This is a genomic window from Rahnella inusitata, from assembly GCF_018288855.1.
Lineage (GTDB): Bacteria > Pseudomonadota > Gammaproteobacteria > Enterobacterales > Enterobacteriaceae > Rahnella > Rahnella inusitata.
In genome coordinates, this window is record NZ_CP065025.1 from 101,045 (window position 1) to 116,057 (window position 15,013).

Genomic DNA, 15,013 nt, shown 5'->3' on the forward strand with positions numbered 1-15,013 from the left:
TGAATCTCAGCGAAACAACGCGTCTTTAGTCAGGTTATCGCTCACTTAAAAACCTGTCCTCAAGCGTCGCCTCTAACCCAAGCATGGCGTCTTCGGCGTGCTGCATGTGTTCGGTCATGATTTGCTGTACGGCCTCGGCGTCCTGACGGCGCATGGCGTCGATCAGCTTAAATTGATAATCAATTCCCGCGCTGCGCTCCACCGGTTCCGGGCGCTGGTAGATGTCTTTGCAGACGGCCAGATCTTTCAGCAGACGTTGCAGGAAGTGGCAGATAAACGCCAGCAGGACATTATCAGAATAACTGGCGACCACGCCGTGGAAATCCAGTTCGGCCATGCGCTGTTCCCAGCGCTCGGTTTCGTCAGCGGGCTCGTGATCGTATACGGCGATCAGCTGATGCAACTGCTCAAACCCTTTGGCGTCGATATTCCCGATGGCGCTGACCGCCACCAGCGGCTCCAGTGCTTTGCGCAGCGCGTAGATATTACTGATCGAAAGCTGGCGGGTAAAAAGGTAATTCGACAGCAAACTCATGGCGCGAGATTCGGTCATGGAATCGATAAACGCGCCGCCGCCGGGGCCGGTTTTGGTACGGATAAGCCCCTGAACCTCGAGCGATTTCAGCGCTTCGCGCACCGTGCCTTTGCCGGCGGCGTAGCGGGTGATCAGGTCTTTTTCCTGCGGCAGGCGGTCGCCCGGCAGCAGGTTTTCACTGATGATACTTTCTTTGATGGCGTCGACGATTTCGTCGGTGCGTTTACGGCGTACCGGTTCCGGCTGGTGTGACGTTTCAGTGCTCATAAATCCCTTCATCGGTTCAAACCCTTGGCGCGCTGGCCAGCAGACGTTGCGTGTAGTCGTGCTGCGGCGCGTTGAACAGCATGTCATTATCGGCGCATTCTACCAAATCCCCGTGATACATCACCGCCACGCGATCGGCAATCGACTCTACCACCGCCAGATCATGGCTGATGAACAGATAGGAGAGGCCGAAGTCGCGTTTGAGCTGGTCGAGCAGCAACAGCACCTGCGCCTGCACCGAGACATCGAGCGCACTGACTGGTTCGTCGAGCACCAGAATGCGCGCCTCGGCGGCCAGTGCGCGGGCAATCGCCAACCGCTGTGCCTGTCCGCCGGAGAACTCATGCGGAAAACCCGTCAGCGCATCGGCGGGCATTTGCACCGCCTCCATCAGTTCCAGCATCCGCGCTTTACGTCGCGCGGCAGGGTAGTCGCACAGATACCGCAGCGGAACGTCGAGCGTAGCGGCGATAGTTTTGCGCGGATTAAGCGACGCCACCGGATCCTGAAACACGTACTGGATCATCTTGCCGAACGCTTTATCGCCGCGCCGGACGTGCGCGGACATCTCTTCGCCCATCAGTTTGATGGTGCCGGACGTCGGGCGTTCCAGCCCGACCAGCATCCGCGCCAGTGTACTTTTCCCGGAGCCACTTTCGCCGACTACCGCCAGCGTCTCGCCTTTCGCAAGGCTGAACGACACGCCTTTGACCGCATTGACCTGATGCTGTTTGCCGGAAAACCAGCCGGAGGTGCTGCGGAACGTTTTCACTAATCCGCTGACTTCAATCACATTGCTCATCGTGCCTCCGGCTGTCTGTTTTCTGTGGCATAAAGCTTACCGATTTGTTCGAGGAAACCGCGGCCCTGACCGAGTTTCGGCACGCTGGCAATCAGCCTGCGGGTGTAGTCGTGTTGCGGACAGTGCAGCACCGCGCTGGTCTCTCCGGTTTCGACGATTTCACCGTGACGCATCACCGCCACGCGGTCACAGATCTGGGCGATGACGCCAAAATCATGGGTGATGAACAGCAGCGTCAGGCCGCGCTCGCGCCGCAGTTGTTGCAGCAGCTCGAGAATGCGCGCCTGCACGGTGACGTCCAGTGCGGTGGTGGGCTCATCGGCAATGATGATTTCCGGGTCATTCGACAGCGCCATGGCAATTCCGACGCGCTGCCGTTGCCCGCCAGAAAGCTGATGCGGGAAGGCGTTGAAACGCGAAGCGGCATCCTGAATGCCAACGTTTGCCAGCAGCGCCAGCGCTTTCTCTTTAGCGGCGTGGGCGGAAAGCGCCTGATGCGCCTGAATGGCTTCGATTATCTGCGCACCAATGCTGAATTGCGGATGCAGGGTAGTGAGCGGATCCTGGAAAATATAGGCTACGCGTGCGCCGCGCTGCTGTTGCAGCTGGTTTTGCGCCAGCGACAGCATCTCTTCGCCGCCGACATAAATCGCGCCGCCGGTGATTTCTCCCGGTGGGGATGACACCAGCCCCATCACCGAGAGCGCCGTGACGCTTTTCCCCGATCCGCTTTCGCCGATAAGCCCCAGACATTCGCCCTTAGCAACGTGAAAACTGACGCCTTTGACTGCGGCGACCGACTGATTACCCGAACGGAAATTCACCTGTAAATCCACCACTTCCAGCAGTGCATCACTGCCTTTTACGGCAGGCGGAACGCTGGCGCGGTTGACCGCCGTTACCGCACGGGCGCGCAGAAGAATGCCGGATTTCAGGCGCGGATCCAGCAGATCGCGGATACCGTCGCCGAGCAGATTAAAACTCATCACCAATAAGAAAATCATCAGTCCCGGCACCACTGAAACATGCGGTGCGCTGAACATCTGCGCGCGCCCCTGACCGAGCATCGAACCAAGATCCGCATCAGGCGGCTGCGTGCCCAGCCCGAGGAACGACAGTCCGGCGGTTTCTAAAATCATCCAGCCGACGGTGGTAGACATGGTGACGACCACAACAGGCATGACGTTAGGCAGCACTTCGGTGAGCAAAATTTGCAGATGATTTTTACCCGATAGCCGCGCCGCCTGAATAAAATCGCGCTGGCGCAGGCCGACGGTCAGGCCGCGAATATTACGGGCAAAGAACGGAATATTGACCACCGCGATGGCGTAAAGCGCGTTGAGCAGGCCGGGGCCCAGCACCGCGACGATCACCAGCGCCAGCAGAATATAAGGGAAGGCCATCAGCATATCGATCAACCGCATCAACAGGCTGTCGGTTTTACCCCCGGCGTAGCCGGCGACCAGACCAATCAGCGTGCCGAAAAACGCCGCCAGCAGCGTGGCGCAAATCCCCACCGCCAGCGACACGCGCGTTCCCCACAACAGGCGGGAGAGCATGTCGCGGCCCAGCGGATCGGTGCCCAGCAGGTGGCCGGGAGAAAAAGGGGGCAGCAGGCGGTTGAGCAGATCGGTGGTGTCCGGATCGGGGATTGGCAGCAGCGGCGCGGCGAGGGCGGCGGCGAAAGCCAGTACCAGCAGCGTCAGGCCGAGCGTTGCCAGCCGGTTAGCCAGCAGCAGCGACCACAAAGGCTGACGATGACGCGACGTCGGGGGAGCAATAACCTGACTCATGATTTTAACCTCGGATCGAGAAGTGCCTGCAAAATGTCCGCGCACAGGTTGATTAATACGTAGGCCGCAGCGGCAACCAGCACGCCGCCCTGAACCAGTAGAAGGTCTCGGGTGGCAACGGCTTTCACCATCATCGCGCCCAGTCCCGGCCACTGGAAAACGGTCTCGATATACACCGCGCCGCCGAGTACAAAACCGGCCTGAATGCCGATGACGGGGATCACCGACACCAGCGCCATGCGAAAGGCGTGTTTATAAATCACTTTGCGTTCAGACAGCCCTTTGGCGCGGGCGGTGCGGATAAAGTCCTGGCGCAGAACTTCTAGCATCGCCGTGCGGGTCAGACGGGCGATCACGCCGGTCGCTACAATCGCCAGCGTGATCGCAGGCAGGGTCAGATGGTGCAGCAGATCCCACCAGTCTCCGCCTCCCCATACGGCGTACATCCCTGACGCCGGGAACCATTGCAACTGGACGGCGAACAGCATGATCAGCAGCAGCCCTATCCAGAACGAAGGCATGGAAATCCCCAGCAAAACCAGCAGCGTGATGATGCGATCGCCCCAGCCAAACTGTCTCACCGCCGAGAAAATTCCCGCCAGCAGACCCAGTACGGTGCTGAGCAACAGTGCGCAGCCGCCGAGCAGCAGCGTCGCCCCGAAGCGCTCCATCACTTCATCAATCACTGGCCGGTTGAGCACATAAGAGCGGCCAAAATCGCCATGCAGAATATTTCCCGCCCAGATCAGATACTGCTGATACAGCGGCTTGTTCAGCCCCAGCTCCTGATTTATTCGCGCGACGTTTTCCGGCGTCGCCCAGGCACCCAGCAGCGCCTGAGCCGGATTTCCTGGGATCATCGCCATAATCAAAAAGACAATCAGCGACAACCCGATAAACACCGGAATGGTCGAGAACAGCCTTTTAAGCACGTAACTCCCCATAAATATCTCCGATTACTGTTTGGTCACCCGGTTGAGCAACAGGTTGAAGTTAGGTTGCAGCGCGAAGTGCTGAATACGCGTGGATGTCACCGCGTTCTGCTTCCAGTTAGCAACAAAAATCCACGGGGCGTCGTCGTGTACAAGCTGCTGTACCTGACGATAAAGCGCGCCGCGGGCGGCGGTATCGGTGGTCATGCGTGCTTTTTGCAGCAGGGTATCGACCTGCGGATTACTGTAATAGCCGGAATTGAAGCCGCCTTTTTTCGGCCAGGCGTCAGTGCGCAGCGTCAGGAACGGCAGGGTATCCGGATCGTTAGTCATCCACGCCATTTCGGCCATGTGAGTGCGATTGTCCAGACCGGCATTAACCTTCGACAGATAGGTGTTCCACTCGTAGGTTTGGATCGAGACGTTCAGCCCGACGGCTTTGAGATCCGCCTGAATCGCGGTCGCCATCGGGACAGGATCCAACATCCCGGATCCCCCCTCGGTGACGTAAAAGGTCAGCGTCGCACCTTCGGCGCCGGCAGCTTTCAGCAGCGCACGGGCTTTGGCAGGGTCATACGGATAAGGCGTCACGTCTTTGTTGGCCGCCCAGTTAAAGGCGCGCGGAACAGGTCCGTCGGCAACGTCCGCCGATCCTTGCAAAATATTGTCAGCCAGCGACTGTTTGTTGACGGCGTAGTTGACCGCCTGCCGTACGCGCACGTCGTTGAACGGCGGTACCTGCGTATTGAGCATCACGTACCAGACGTGCGGGCCGGTGGTCTGATAGAGACGGAAGCGATTGCTTTTCTCCGCGAACAATTTGACCGTGTCGGGCGGGACTTCCACCATGGCATCAATCCCGCCGGACAGCATTTCAGCCACCCGCGTATTGCCGTCGGTGATCGGCCTGAACACCACGTTTTTGACCGCCGGTTTGCCGTCCCAGTAACTGTCATTGGCGGTTACCACCACGCGCTGATTGGCTTTCCATTCGGCAAAGGTGAATGCGCCGGTGCCGACCGGATGTCGTCCAAAGTCTTTGCCATATTTTTTCACGGCGGCGGGCGAGACAATAAGCCCGGTGGGCGTCGCGAGATTGGAAAGGAACGGTGAGAAGGGCTCTTTCAGGGTAAATACCAGCGTGTTTTCATCTGGCGTTTCGATAGTTTTTATCGACGAGAAGAAGAACGACAGCGGGAACGGGCCGGTGTTGTGCCACGGATTTTTATCATCCAGCATCCGGTCAAAGGTGAATTTAACCGCTTCGGCATTGAACGGCGTGCCGTCCTGAAATTTCACCCCTTCGCGCAGATGAAAACGGTAGGTCAGTCCGTCCGGGCTGATTTCCCAGCGTGTGGCGAGCGCCGGTTCGATATCCAGCTTTCCTTCGCCGTTACGCACCAGTCCGTCGAAGATATTCACCAGAATGCGTGAGTCGTTGGCCGCTGTGGCAACCTGCGGATCGAGCGATTGCGGCTCCGCCACCTGGCCAATTAACAGCGCATCCGCCGGGGTTTTTGCCTGCACCGGCACCTGCCACGACAGCGCGCCAAGGCAAAGACAGAGCGGGATAACACACTTTCGCAAAGCTGGCAGCATATCGACCTCGTCGCTAAGTAAAACCTGTGATGAACACCTCAGGAGAAAAATCAGGCGTTGTCCTGTCTATTATTTATGCGTATAAATAAACGTAATTGCAATAATTCATACGCATAAATTTAACCAGACTGTCACGGAGTGCTTATGACCTTTTCGATTGTCGCGCGGGATCCCCATTCCGGGGCGCTGGGCGTCGCGACTGCCACCGCAGGCCCTGCCGTCGGTGCGCTGGTGGTTCATGGCCACGCGCAGACCGGTGCGATCGCCACTCAGGCGATGACCAATCCGCTGTATGGTGAACAGGGTCTGGCGCTGTTAAAGGAAGGATACGACGCTGCCGCAGCGCTGAAAAAGATACTTCAGAACGATGCGGACGCAGACCGAAGACAGGTGCTGATTGTGGACAGTCAGGGCAATACCGCGCAGTGGAGCGGTGGCGCGTGCGGCATTTGGGCGGGAAGCCTGACTGGGCGACAGTGCGTGGTGGGCGGAAACCTGCTGACCGGCGGCGAAACGCTGGAGGCGATGCTAAAAACCTATGACGAGCGCGACTCTCTGCCGTTCACCGACCGTCTGCTGGCAGCGATGAACGCCGGAGCAGAGGCCGGAGGCGACCGGCGCGGGCTGAAATCCGCGGCGCTTAAAATCTGGAACGACCGGCAATACGCCAGTGTCGATTTGCGTGCCGACTGGTCGGATGCACCGCTGCAAATGTTAGCAGACATTCTGCAACAGACCCGCGCGCCCGCTCACGCTGATTTTTTTGCCGCGCTGCCCAAAGGGCGACCAGGCGGATGAAATTACTTTGCCTCGCATCCCGCCGGATTGTGTACGCGGGTCGTCGACGGCGGGTTATTAGCTAATTTACCGGCCGGACGGCGAGGACGGCTGACCAGTTCCCCGCCGCAGTTGGGACAGATCCCCTTCAATTTACTGTCTGCGCACGCCGCGCAGAATGTGCATTCGAATGAACAAATCTTGGCGTCCTTCGCATCGGGCGGGAGATCTTTATCGCAACATTCACAGCCGGGTCTGAGTTCGAGCATGATTAATTATCCTCTGATGGATAGCTTATAAAAAATCTGTATGACAACAGTCAATATTTGCGATTTTTACTTTCACATATAGATTAAACTGATGTAACTTCACAACATAATTCATCATGATGATTGAAACTACTATGACTAAAATGTTTTCCTCTACCGCAATGCTTTGCGCAACCGTACTTCTCAGCGCTTGTGCGCAACCTGGCAAAGAGGCTGCTGTTCAAAATACCTCCGGCAACAATGATGCCTGCCTCAAAGAATACACTGCTTTGAAAAAACTCAATCCGGAAGAGTTTAAAATTTATGAACAACAGTTTAAAAAACTCAATGAGAGTTTTTATATCTTCAAGAAAGAGGGAGATATGATGAACAAAGACTCCAAAGAGATGCTGGCTCTGGAGTTGAGCGATAAGAAAACCCTTATATGTGCCCGCGTCAAAAGTGCCGTATTTAAAGATGTAACGAAGCGCGCGCGTATGATTAACGACATCTAAAGCGCCGGGTCGATTAAACGATCGCCCGCTCCTGGTCGTTTTCCCCTCTCATTATTTGAGGGGGATGATATGAAAGGTCTGATGTTTAACGTCAGGCCTTTTCTATTCCAGGCCATCAAGCCTGCCTGCTATTATTGCCTGCGTGCGGGGAAAAGCGGGGTGAGCATAAGCGAATGCTCTTTTTGGGGGAGAAGGAGGGCGGGAAACCAAAATTCTTCCCCCGCGCCTCACTCGTTAAACCTGCTTTACACTTTCAGCGAAGTACGCTTAAAAATGGATCACCGTACGGATAGATTTACCTTCGTGCATCAGGTCGAAAGCGTCGTTAATCTTCTCCAGTTCCATGGTGTGTGTGACAAACGGCTCGAGCTCAATTTTACCCTTCATGGCATCTTCCACCATGCCCGGCAGCTCGCTTCGACCCTTCACACCACCGAAAGCAGAACCTTTCCACTGACGGCCTGTGACGAGCTGGAAAGGACGGGTAGAGATCTCTTTCCCTGCACCGGCGACGCCGATAATGACGGACTGTCCCCAGCCACGGTGTGAACTCTCCAGCGCGGCACGCATCACATTGACGTTACCGATACATTCGAAGGAATGGTCGACACCCCATCCGGTCATTTCGATAATGACTTCCTGAATCGGCTTATCAAAATCATTCGGATTAAGACATTCTGTCGCGCCGAATTTCTTCGCCAGTTCGAATTTCGCCGGATTGGTATCAATGGCAATAATGCGACCCGCTTTGGCCTGACGTGCACCCTGAAGTGCTGCAAGGCCAATGCCGCCCAGCCCAAAGATGGCAACGGAATCACCTTCCTGAACTTTCGCTGTGTTGTGAACCGCGCCGATGCCGGTGGTGACGCCGCAGCCTAACAGGCAAACGTGTTCATGGTTGGCTTCAGGGTTGATTTTTGCCAGTGATACTTCAGCTACCACGGTGTATTCGCTAAAGGTTGAACAGCCCATGTAGTGGAAGATTGGCTGGCCGTTGTAGGAAAAACGCGTTGTCCCATCAGGCATAACCCCTTTGCCCTGCGTGGCGCGAACGGCGACACACAGATTGGTTTTACCTGATTTACAGAACAGGCATTCGCCACATTCTGCAGTGTAAAGCGGAATAACGTGATCGCCTGGCACAACGCTGGTCACACCTTCGCCCACTTCTACCACTATGCCGGCACCTTCGTGTCCCAGCACGGCCGGGAACACACCTTCAGGATCCTCACCTGAAAGGGTAAAAGCATCGGTATGGCAGACACCCGTATGGGTAATTTTTACCAGTACTTCACCGGCGCGTGGTGGCTCGACGTCAATTTCGACAATTTCAAGCGGTTTGCCGGGGCCGAAAGCGACTGCTGCACGTGATTTCATGATCTTTCCTTTTGGTAAGGTATAGGGCGATTTGAGTTTTTCAAATCGCCATAAAGAGCGGGGTTAACGAAGATAGGTACGTATTAAAGCAACGGCATCATCAATAGATGCGTCTCGTGATTCTTCTGTGGCATCTGCACTTTTCAGTTCTTCGCGCAGATGACTTTCCAGCACGCCAGCCATCAGGCCATTGACGGCGCCGCGGATGGCAGAGATTTGCTGTAATACCGGGCTGCAGTCATCTCCACGTTCAAGCGCTAATTCAAGCGCTTCAAGCTGGCCGCGCACGCGTTTGACGCGTGATAAAACCTTTTTCTTTTCAGCGGGTGTATGTGGCATCGATGGCAACTCCTAGTATAGTGGGAGGGAGTATATGATTATACTGTGGGGGAGTATAGTGTAATTTGATCATTAGTCAGATTGTAGAAGGTATTTCTCCACATCGGGTAATCAAACTCAATTCACGGTAAAACCAGCATCCTTGCCTGTACAAGTTCTTGCCCCCGAATTACACCGTTGTATCGGTTTTGACCTGAGGCGCTGAATGCTTTAAATTCATTGGCTTACAGTTAATTCCCCTGCGAATTAAAACATTGCTAGCTTTTTTTTCCTAAAATACCTGTACAACTTCTTATATCTTGTATAACTTTATGGTCACACACTAAATTATTATTCACACACGTATTAACATAAGGGTTAATCATGCGACAGAATAGATACAATGGATTGTCTTCGGACACATACCCTTCACTGTACAGTCAGGTATTTTCTGAGGAAGAGACAATGGGGCGGGTGGTAGTCGAAATTCTGGAGGCAGGCAAGAACCTCAATCGCAAAGCCCTGTGTTCTAAGCTGTTAAATCGTGTTGAAGCGGCTGGCAGTGAAGAAGAGGAAAGGCATTATTTGAAGCTGATCCGTCTGGTGCTGGAGCGTGATTCCTAATCAACAGTGAGTGAGTTATAGAGTTAAAGATTGGCTTCAAAGCATTTCAGTATGACATATTACGCGGGCTTGATTCATTCATAGCCTAACAACGTTTTACTGCTTTTGGCGTAAAATAATAACTCTGAACCTGAAGCTCATCTGCCCAAGACCTTTGGCCAGCGTATATTCAGAGGCTGCTAATATGTATAGAAGTACCGAAGAAAAATTAACTGATAAGCTGATTGGTGAGGCGGTGGTTTCCTTGTTGAAATCAAAGAATCCAATATCCACCGACAGACTCATTGCGCAATTACAGTTTATGGCTGTAAACGCGGATAACATTAATCGAAAAAGCGCCTGCGAACGGGTCATTAACGAGATCCGTCATAATCTGGCTGAAAAGCGTGCGCAGATCAGCTACGAAGTTCGGGACGTCGACAATGTACGACACTTTTTCAATGCTCAAGGGCCGTCCGATGACCAGAAAAAACACTGATTCCTCCCGCGCTGGCACCCCTCATTTCAGCGACGCGATGACATCAAACCAGTCCCGACCGATGACAGGCTCTGTAAGCGGTACAGAAATTTATAAGCATTTTGCTAAAGCAGGTGAGTTGTACTCCAGCGAAACAGAAGTACTGGGTGCGGCGATCCGCCTTATTATGGCTGAGAAGGGAACGGTGACCAACAAGGCCATCATTTTACACCTTATTAATCAGCTGGAATGCACGTCAGACGTCGTGCAACTGGATGTTCTGCGCAATGCCCTCGAAATGGTCGTGGGTATGACGCCGGATGATTCCGGTTTCTGAATTCGACAGATTTCACGTTTCCATCTTAAATAACATTGCGCTCAGGTTTCAGCACCTGAGCGCAATGTCTCATTAAACGTTAACAACAGCAGGTCGCGGAGGGTATTAAAATGCAAGATGTGTCTTATACTCATGTGAAATTGGCCGATTATATTCTGACAGAAGATCCTGAGCTTCTGGTTGGAAATGAAACCGTCATCCGTATCTATAACAATTTGAAGAATCAGAAAGATAATGTGACCCACAAAGATATTATTCTTTGTCTGATTCAGAAAATTGAGCAGGAAAGCGAATTGAGTAAGCAGGACGTCTACTTAGAAGCGCTGGAATATGTGGTTTACCGCACGTCGGACGATAACGACTAATACCGGCGGGGCAGAATTTTGAAGTGAGCCCGGTAACTACCGTTGTTACCGGGCTTATACTTTTCTTAAGAAGCCATACTCAGGCTGTCAGAGGGTTTGATCTCTTAACTGATATTCCTGCTTAACTTCCGGCCAGGCGACAACCGGCGCGCCATTAAGCCTTGGCGTGGCAAACAGTTCGCCCTGGAAGTTACAAATCCCCGCCGCATCGAGCCACATCCATTCTTCTGGTTTTTCCACGCCCGTGGCGATAACCGAGACCTCCAGTGAAGAACAGAATCTGATGATCGCCTGCACCACGGCCTGTTTCGGCCCGCTGGTGTGCACATCACAAATGATGTTGCGATCAATCATGATCTTGTCCGGCTGACATTGCGTCAGCAGCAACAGCCCGGCCGATCCTGCCCCGAAATCATCAATCGCCAGCCGCATTCCCGATGCTTTTAACTGCTTCATGGCCGCGGTAAATTTATCTTCACGAGTAATAACGCCGTTCTCGGTGATCGCCACCACAATCTGCTCCGGCACCAGGCCATTAGCGGTGATTTCTTGCACCAAAAACTCGACGGCATCCGGCACCATCACCAGCGTCATCGGCAGTAGCTTAATGCACAGCGTTTTATTGCTGATGCCCATCTTATTGGCGAGCGCAAAGGCCAGTTTTTTAGACTTGAGATCGGCTTCGTAAATGGTGGTGCGGGACAGCTGCGAGAAATAGCCCATCGGCGAACCGCCGTCCGGACCGCGCAGTGTGGCCTCATAGGAGACAATTTCCTTACTCAGCGGATCGACAATCGGCTGGAAAGCGAAGCTATAATCCTGCATTTCGGGAAAGATAAATTCTACTTCAGGTTTAAGCGCTTCATCGGCAATGAAAGACCAGGAACCGCTTGGCAGGATTTCAAGATAGTTTTCTTTTTCGCGGGCCTGCACAAAGGTGCATAAGAATTGTAATGCCCGGTCATCATAGGTGAGGCGGTACTTTGACGTCCCTTTATCGAGGACGGCCTGAAGCACTACATCTTCATGATGCTTACGCAAATCAAACAGTTCCATGCCCACATTGCCGAACCGGCGGGAGGGCGCGTAATCGCGCATCAGTTCCACCACGTTATGATGACGACGATCGCGGCAGATGGTGCTGTAAAGGGCATCGACGGCATCTTCAGGACCTTCCAGCAGCTGGAAGAAATGCGTTCCGTCAAACAGCAGGATGCCGGTAATGCCGGATATTTCGTTCTTAATGCTGGCTTGCGCAACCAGCCCTTCCAGAGAGGCTGACTGAACATGTTCGCTGACATGACTGCGATAAACGAGGGTTAAAAGCATTGAATCTTCCAGAGTGGAAACTTGTAATTACCCATACAATATCAGATATATTTTTTTTATGGAAAAGTCTTAATTGATCAGTTTTACTTACATATTAAGATGAATAACTGTCTCTTCTTATAGATCAGATGATCTCAACTCCCCGGCGTGCAAGGCAATCGCACACGCATCTGTCACGATTATCCTTTTAGTACTAAGCGTTCTCCCGCTCTATCATCCGCACGTAGATTGCGCCGAACAATGATAAATCCATTAACAGGGCAAAAGCATAGGGATATCCCTCATGGCTGGTAAACCCCGATTGCAGAAGCAGGCATGAAGTCATCGTGAGGGCGGTGGCTGTAATGAGTGCGCCGATCATCACTCCCCGTGAATACCACACCGGTTTTGTTTGTTCTCCTTTTCTGAGAACCGCTGATAAAACAATCCCCTGTCCGATGCCCGACAGCGCGAGTCCCGGCAACAGCGCTAATCCGTCAAGCCTGTTGTTAACGGTGAGAAGCAGCAAAAGGCCGGTGGCGGTGATAATAAACCCCAGACAGGTGCGTTTCAGGGGCGTTTTTTGTATTACCATTTTCATCTGGCCGGCAAAAAAGCCCGCGGATACTGTGCAAAGTAAAACGGGCTGCGGGATCATGCTGAACGGAAAGCTTAGCAGGCCAGTCAGTTTTATCAGCATTACAACCTGAGCAAAAAATCCGCTACACAGGATCACGCTCGCGTTGATGCGTGCCTCCTCCAGCGGCAGGGGAAACTCATTAATAGCAGAGACTTTCATTTCAGACCTCACTCTATTGATTCCGGGAGATAACGTTTTCTTCATCCTTGATCGGGAAGTGAGGTGAGCTTATCCTTTATAGAATCCCACGATCAAAGTCATAGATTTCAGGTATGGATGAAAATAACTCATCATGAATAAAAACCGGTTGCCCCCGCTGGGCGCGCTGCGTGCGTTCCATGCTGTCGCAGAGTGTCTGAGTTTCAAGCGAGCGGCGGAACACCTCAGCGTTAGCGCCACGGCCATCAGTCATCAGATCCGTTTGATTGAATCCATGCTGGAGTGTCGTGTTTTTGAGCGAAATGCACAGGGCGTTAATCTGACTGAGATGGGACAGATGCTCTATTCAGGAACGCAAACCGCCTTTGCGGCGCTTGAAGACGCCGTTGTAAAAATCGATGCCTTCAGACGACCTCCGGCGCTTACCATCACCACAACGTCCAATTTTCTGACTAACTGGCTGGTCCCGCGTCTGGCCGATTTTAAACTTCAGTTTCCTCATATTGATTTACGCCTGCACACCGGCATTGAAAGGGTGGATCTCACCCTGCACACCGTGGATGTGGCGATCCGCTACCGCGAAATTCCGGACGCGCATTTGCACAGCACGTTGCTGTATGAAGACAGGTTTATCGCTGTCGCCAGCCCTTCACTGAAACTGAAAACCGTGAATGACCTCAATAACGCCACGCTGTTTCATATCGAGAATCGCCATGTTCCGGCAGATTCACCTGACTGGAAACACTGGCAGCGCTGCTTCGGGCCCCAAAAGCTCGATCTCTCTAAAGGGCTGCATTTCAGTGATGAAACGCATGCCGTACAGGCCGCTGTGGCCGGGCAGGGTGTGGTGATTGCCAGTCAGTTATTGGTGGGGGATTTAGTGAAGCGCGGAATGCTGACGGTGCCTTTCGAGGGTTCGCTCCCCGGAGCCCGTTATTATTTAGTCACTCTTGAAGAAAACGCACAACGCGCTGATATCGAAGCATTACGCCAGTGGATATTGCAGCAAATGATGGTAACGGATAAATGTAAGGAATTACGCAATGCTTAAAGAGAACTTCAACGAGTTGCAGATCTTTCTGGTGGTTGCCAGGGAGAGAAGTTTTACCAAGGCGGCGGGGAAGTTGGGCGTTTCGCAGTCGGCGTTAAGCCATGCGATCAAAGCGCTGGAAGAGCGCTTAAACATTCGTCTGCTGACCCGCACCACTCGCAGCGTGGCGCCAACGCAAGCCGGGGAGCGGATCATCGCCTGCCTTGAACCACGTCTGGCCGAGATTGAACATGAACTCCAAACCCTGCTCCAGCTCAACGGCACGCCTTCCGGCAATATCCGCATTTCAGCGGGCGAACATGCGGCGCAAAGCGTGCTTTGGCCAAAGCTGAAGCCTTTTTTGCTGGAATATCCGGATATCAATGTTGAGATGGTGGTCGATAACGGCTTTGTCGATATCGTTGATGGCCGTTTCGATGCCGGGGTGCGTCTGGGCGAAAGCGTGGATAAGGATATGATTGCGGTCAAAATGGGCGCGGATATGCGCATGGTCGTGGTGGGTTCGCCCGCTTATTTTGAGAAGAACGGTATCCCGCTGACCCCGCATGAGTTGCAAAATCACCGGTGCATCAACATGCGTTTACCGACCGCCGGAGGCTTGTATCACTGGGAGTTCGAGAAAGAGGGTAAGCCGTTACGCGTGCGGGTAGAAGGGCAGCTGATTTTCAATCATTTGTCCGAGCGGATCGATGCAGTGAAGTGCGGATTCGGGCTTGCCTGCGTGCCGGAAGATCTGGTGGAAGAGGCGGTGAAGTCGGGCGAACTGATTCAGGTCCTCGACGAATGGTCCCCGTCGTTTCCCGGTTATTACCTTTACTACCCGAGTCGGAAACAACATCCACCGGCCTTTGCGCTGATGATTGATGCGCTGCGCTATTCCGAGTAACTGACCCGCTAAAAAAAAGGCCT

18 protein-coding genes are annotated in these 15,013 nt (G+C 53.5%); 8 read left to right on the forward strand and 10 right to left on the reverse strand.

What is annotated here, in order from left to right; genetic code table 11:
* Window positions 1–34: 34 nt before the first annotated feature.
* From I2123_RS22375 to I2123_RS22395, 5 genes are read right to left on the reverse strand one after another with little or no spacing between them, the layout of a single operon-like run.
* Window positions 35–802, reverse strand: coding sequence for a FadR/GntR family transcriptional regulator (locus tag I2123_RS22375; protein ID WP_213052812.1), 768 nt, complete (start codon window positions 800–802; stop codon window positions 35–37).
* A gap of 16 nt (window positions 803–818) precedes the next feature.
* A complete protein-coding gene (locus tag I2123_RS22380) occupies window positions 819–1,604 on the reverse strand; it encodes an ATP-binding cassette domain-containing protein (RefSeq protein ID WP_112167881.1) in 786 nt (261 codons plus the stop codon).
* Window positions 1,601–3,397: a dipeptide/oligopeptide/nickel ABC transporter permease/ATP-binding protein gene (locus tag I2123_RS22385; RefSeq protein ID WP_213052813.1), complete on the reverse strand. Its 1,797-nt coding sequence runs from the start codon at window positions 3,395–3,397 to the stop codon at window positions 1,601–1,603. The genes I2123_RS22380 and I2123_RS22385 overlap by 4 nt, the downstream gene beginning before the upstream one ends.
* Window positions 3,394–4,341, reverse strand: coding sequence for an ABC transporter permease (locus I2123_RS22390; RefSeq protein WP_112167883.1), 948 nt, complete (start codon window positions 4,339–4,341; stop codon window positions 3,394–3,396). Before I2123_RS22390 ends, I2123_RS22385 begins: the two co-directional genes overlap by 4 nt.
* A 12-nt stretch (window positions 4,342–4,353) precedes the next feature.
* Window positions 4,354–5,928 carry an ABC transporter substrate-binding protein gene (locus I2123_RS22395; RefSeq protein ID WP_213052814.1) on the reverse strand — a complete coding sequence of 525 codons (1,575 nt, stop codon included), beginning with the start codon at window positions 5,926–5,928 and terminating at the stop codon, window positions 4,354–4,356.
* A gap of 144 nt (window positions 5,929–6,072) precedes the next feature.
* Between I2123_RS22395 and I2123_RS22400 the strand changes: the two genes are divergently transcribed.
* Window positions 6,073–6,726, forward strand: a complete 654-nt coding sequence (locus I2123_RS22400; RefSeq protein ID WP_213052815.1) for a DUF1028 domain-containing protein — start codon at window positions 6,073–6,075, stop codon at window positions 6,724–6,726.
* A gap of 2 nt (window positions 6,727–6,728) precedes the next feature.
* On the opposite strand, the gene I2123_RS22405 is transcribed toward I2123_RS22400, so the two are convergent.
* The gene (locus I2123_RS22405; RefSeq protein WP_112167886.1) at window positions 6,729–6,974 is read right to left on the reverse strand and encodes a DUF1272 domain-containing protein; all 246 of its coding nucleotides are present in this window, start codon (window positions 6,972–6,974) and stop codon (window positions 6,729–6,731) included.
* 116 nt (window positions 6,975–7,090) lie between these two features.
* On the opposite strand from I2123_RS22405, the gene I2123_RS22410 reads away from it, so the two are divergent.
* Window positions 7,091–7,468, forward strand: coding sequence for a hypothetical protein (locus tag I2123_RS22410; RefSeq protein ID WP_213052816.1), 378 nt, complete (start codon window positions 7,091–7,093; stop codon window positions 7,466–7,468).
* 267 nt (window positions 7,469–7,735) lie between these two features.
* Here I2123_RS22410 and I2123_RS22415 read toward each other — a convergent pair whose 3' ends face one another.
* Together I2123_RS22415 and frmR are read right to left on the reverse strand one after the other, a co-directional pair.
* Window positions 7,736–8,845: an S-(hydroxymethyl)glutathione dehydrogenase/class III alcohol dehydrogenase gene (locus I2123_RS22415; protein ID WP_213052817.1), complete on the reverse strand. Its 1,110-nt coding sequence runs from the start codon at window positions 8,843–8,845 to the stop codon at window positions 7,736–7,738.
* A 63-nt stretch (window positions 8,846–8,908) separates the two neighbouring features.
* Complete coding sequence (gene frmR, locus I2123_RS22420) at window positions 8,909–9,184, reverse strand: formaldehyde-responsive transcriptional repressor FrmR (protein ID WP_213052818.1); 276 nt, start codon at window positions 9,182–9,184, stop codon at window positions 8,909–8,911.
* A gap of 363 nt (window positions 9,185–9,547) precedes the next feature.
* Here frmR and ycgZ point away from each other — a divergent pair, with 363 nt between their 5' ends.
* The 4 genes from ycgZ (at window position 9,548) to I2123_RS22440 (ending at window position 10,946) form a co-directional block, all read left to right on the forward strand.
* Window positions 9,548–9,787 carry a regulatory protein YcgZ gene (gene ycgZ, locus I2123_RS22425; RefSeq protein WP_213052819.1) on the forward strand — a complete coding sequence of 80 codons (240 nt, stop codon included), beginning with the start codon at window positions 9,548–9,550 and terminating at the stop codon, window positions 9,785–9,787.
* Between the two features lie 184 nt (window positions 9,788–9,971).
* The gene (locus I2123_RS22430) at window positions 9,972–10,265 is read left to right on the forward strand and encodes a hypothetical protein (protein WP_112167891.1); all 294 of its coding nucleotides are present in this window, start codon (window positions 9,972–9,974) and stop codon (window positions 10,263–10,265) included.
* On the forward strand, window positions 10,246–10,581 hold the full coding sequence (locus tag I2123_RS22435; RefSeq protein WP_414060403.1) for a biofilm/acid-resistance regulator YmgB/AriR: 336 nt from the start codon (window positions 10,246–10,248) through the stop codon (window positions 10,579–10,581). Before I2123_RS22430 ends, I2123_RS22435 begins: the two co-directional genes overlap by 20 nt.
* 110 nt (window positions 10,582–10,691) lie before the next feature.
* A complete protein-coding gene (locus I2123_RS22440; RefSeq protein WP_112167893.1) occupies window positions 10,692–10,946 on the forward strand; it encodes a biofilm development regulator YmgB/AriR family protein in 255 nt (84 codons plus the stop codon).
* An 87-nt stretch (window positions 10,947–11,033) separates the two neighbouring features.
* On the opposite strand, the gene I2123_RS22445 is transcribed toward I2123_RS22440, so the two are convergent.
* The gene (locus I2123_RS22445) at window positions 11,034–12,275 is read right to left on the reverse strand and encodes a diguanylate phosphodiesterase (protein WP_112167894.1); all 1,242 of its coding nucleotides are present in this window, start codon (window positions 12,273–12,275) and stop codon (window positions 11,034–11,036) included.
* 193 nt (window positions 12,276–12,468) lie between these two features.
* Entirely contained in the window at window positions 12,469–13,053 is a 585-nt protein-coding gene (locus I2123_RS22450) for a hypothetical protein (protein WP_213052820.1), read from the reverse strand.
* 133 nt (window positions 13,054–13,186) lie between these two features.
* Here I2123_RS22450 and I2123_RS22455 point away from each other — a divergent pair, with 133 nt between their 5' ends.
* Together I2123_RS22455 and I2123_RS22460 are read left to right on the forward strand one after the other, a co-directional pair.
* On the forward strand, window positions 13,187–14,104 hold the full coding sequence (locus I2123_RS22455; RefSeq protein ID WP_213052821.1) for a LysR substrate-binding domain-containing protein: 918 nt from the start codon (window positions 13,187–13,189) through the stop codon (window positions 14,102–14,104).
* The gene (locus I2123_RS22460) at window positions 14,097–14,990 is read left to right on the forward strand and encodes a LysR family transcriptional regulator (protein WP_213052822.1); all 894 of its coding nucleotides are present in this window, start codon (window positions 14,097–14,099) and stop codon (window positions 14,988–14,990) included. Before I2123_RS22455 ends, I2123_RS22460 begins: the two co-directional genes overlap by 8 nt.
* The last annotated feature ends 23 nt before the right edge of the window (window positions 14,991–15,013 follow it).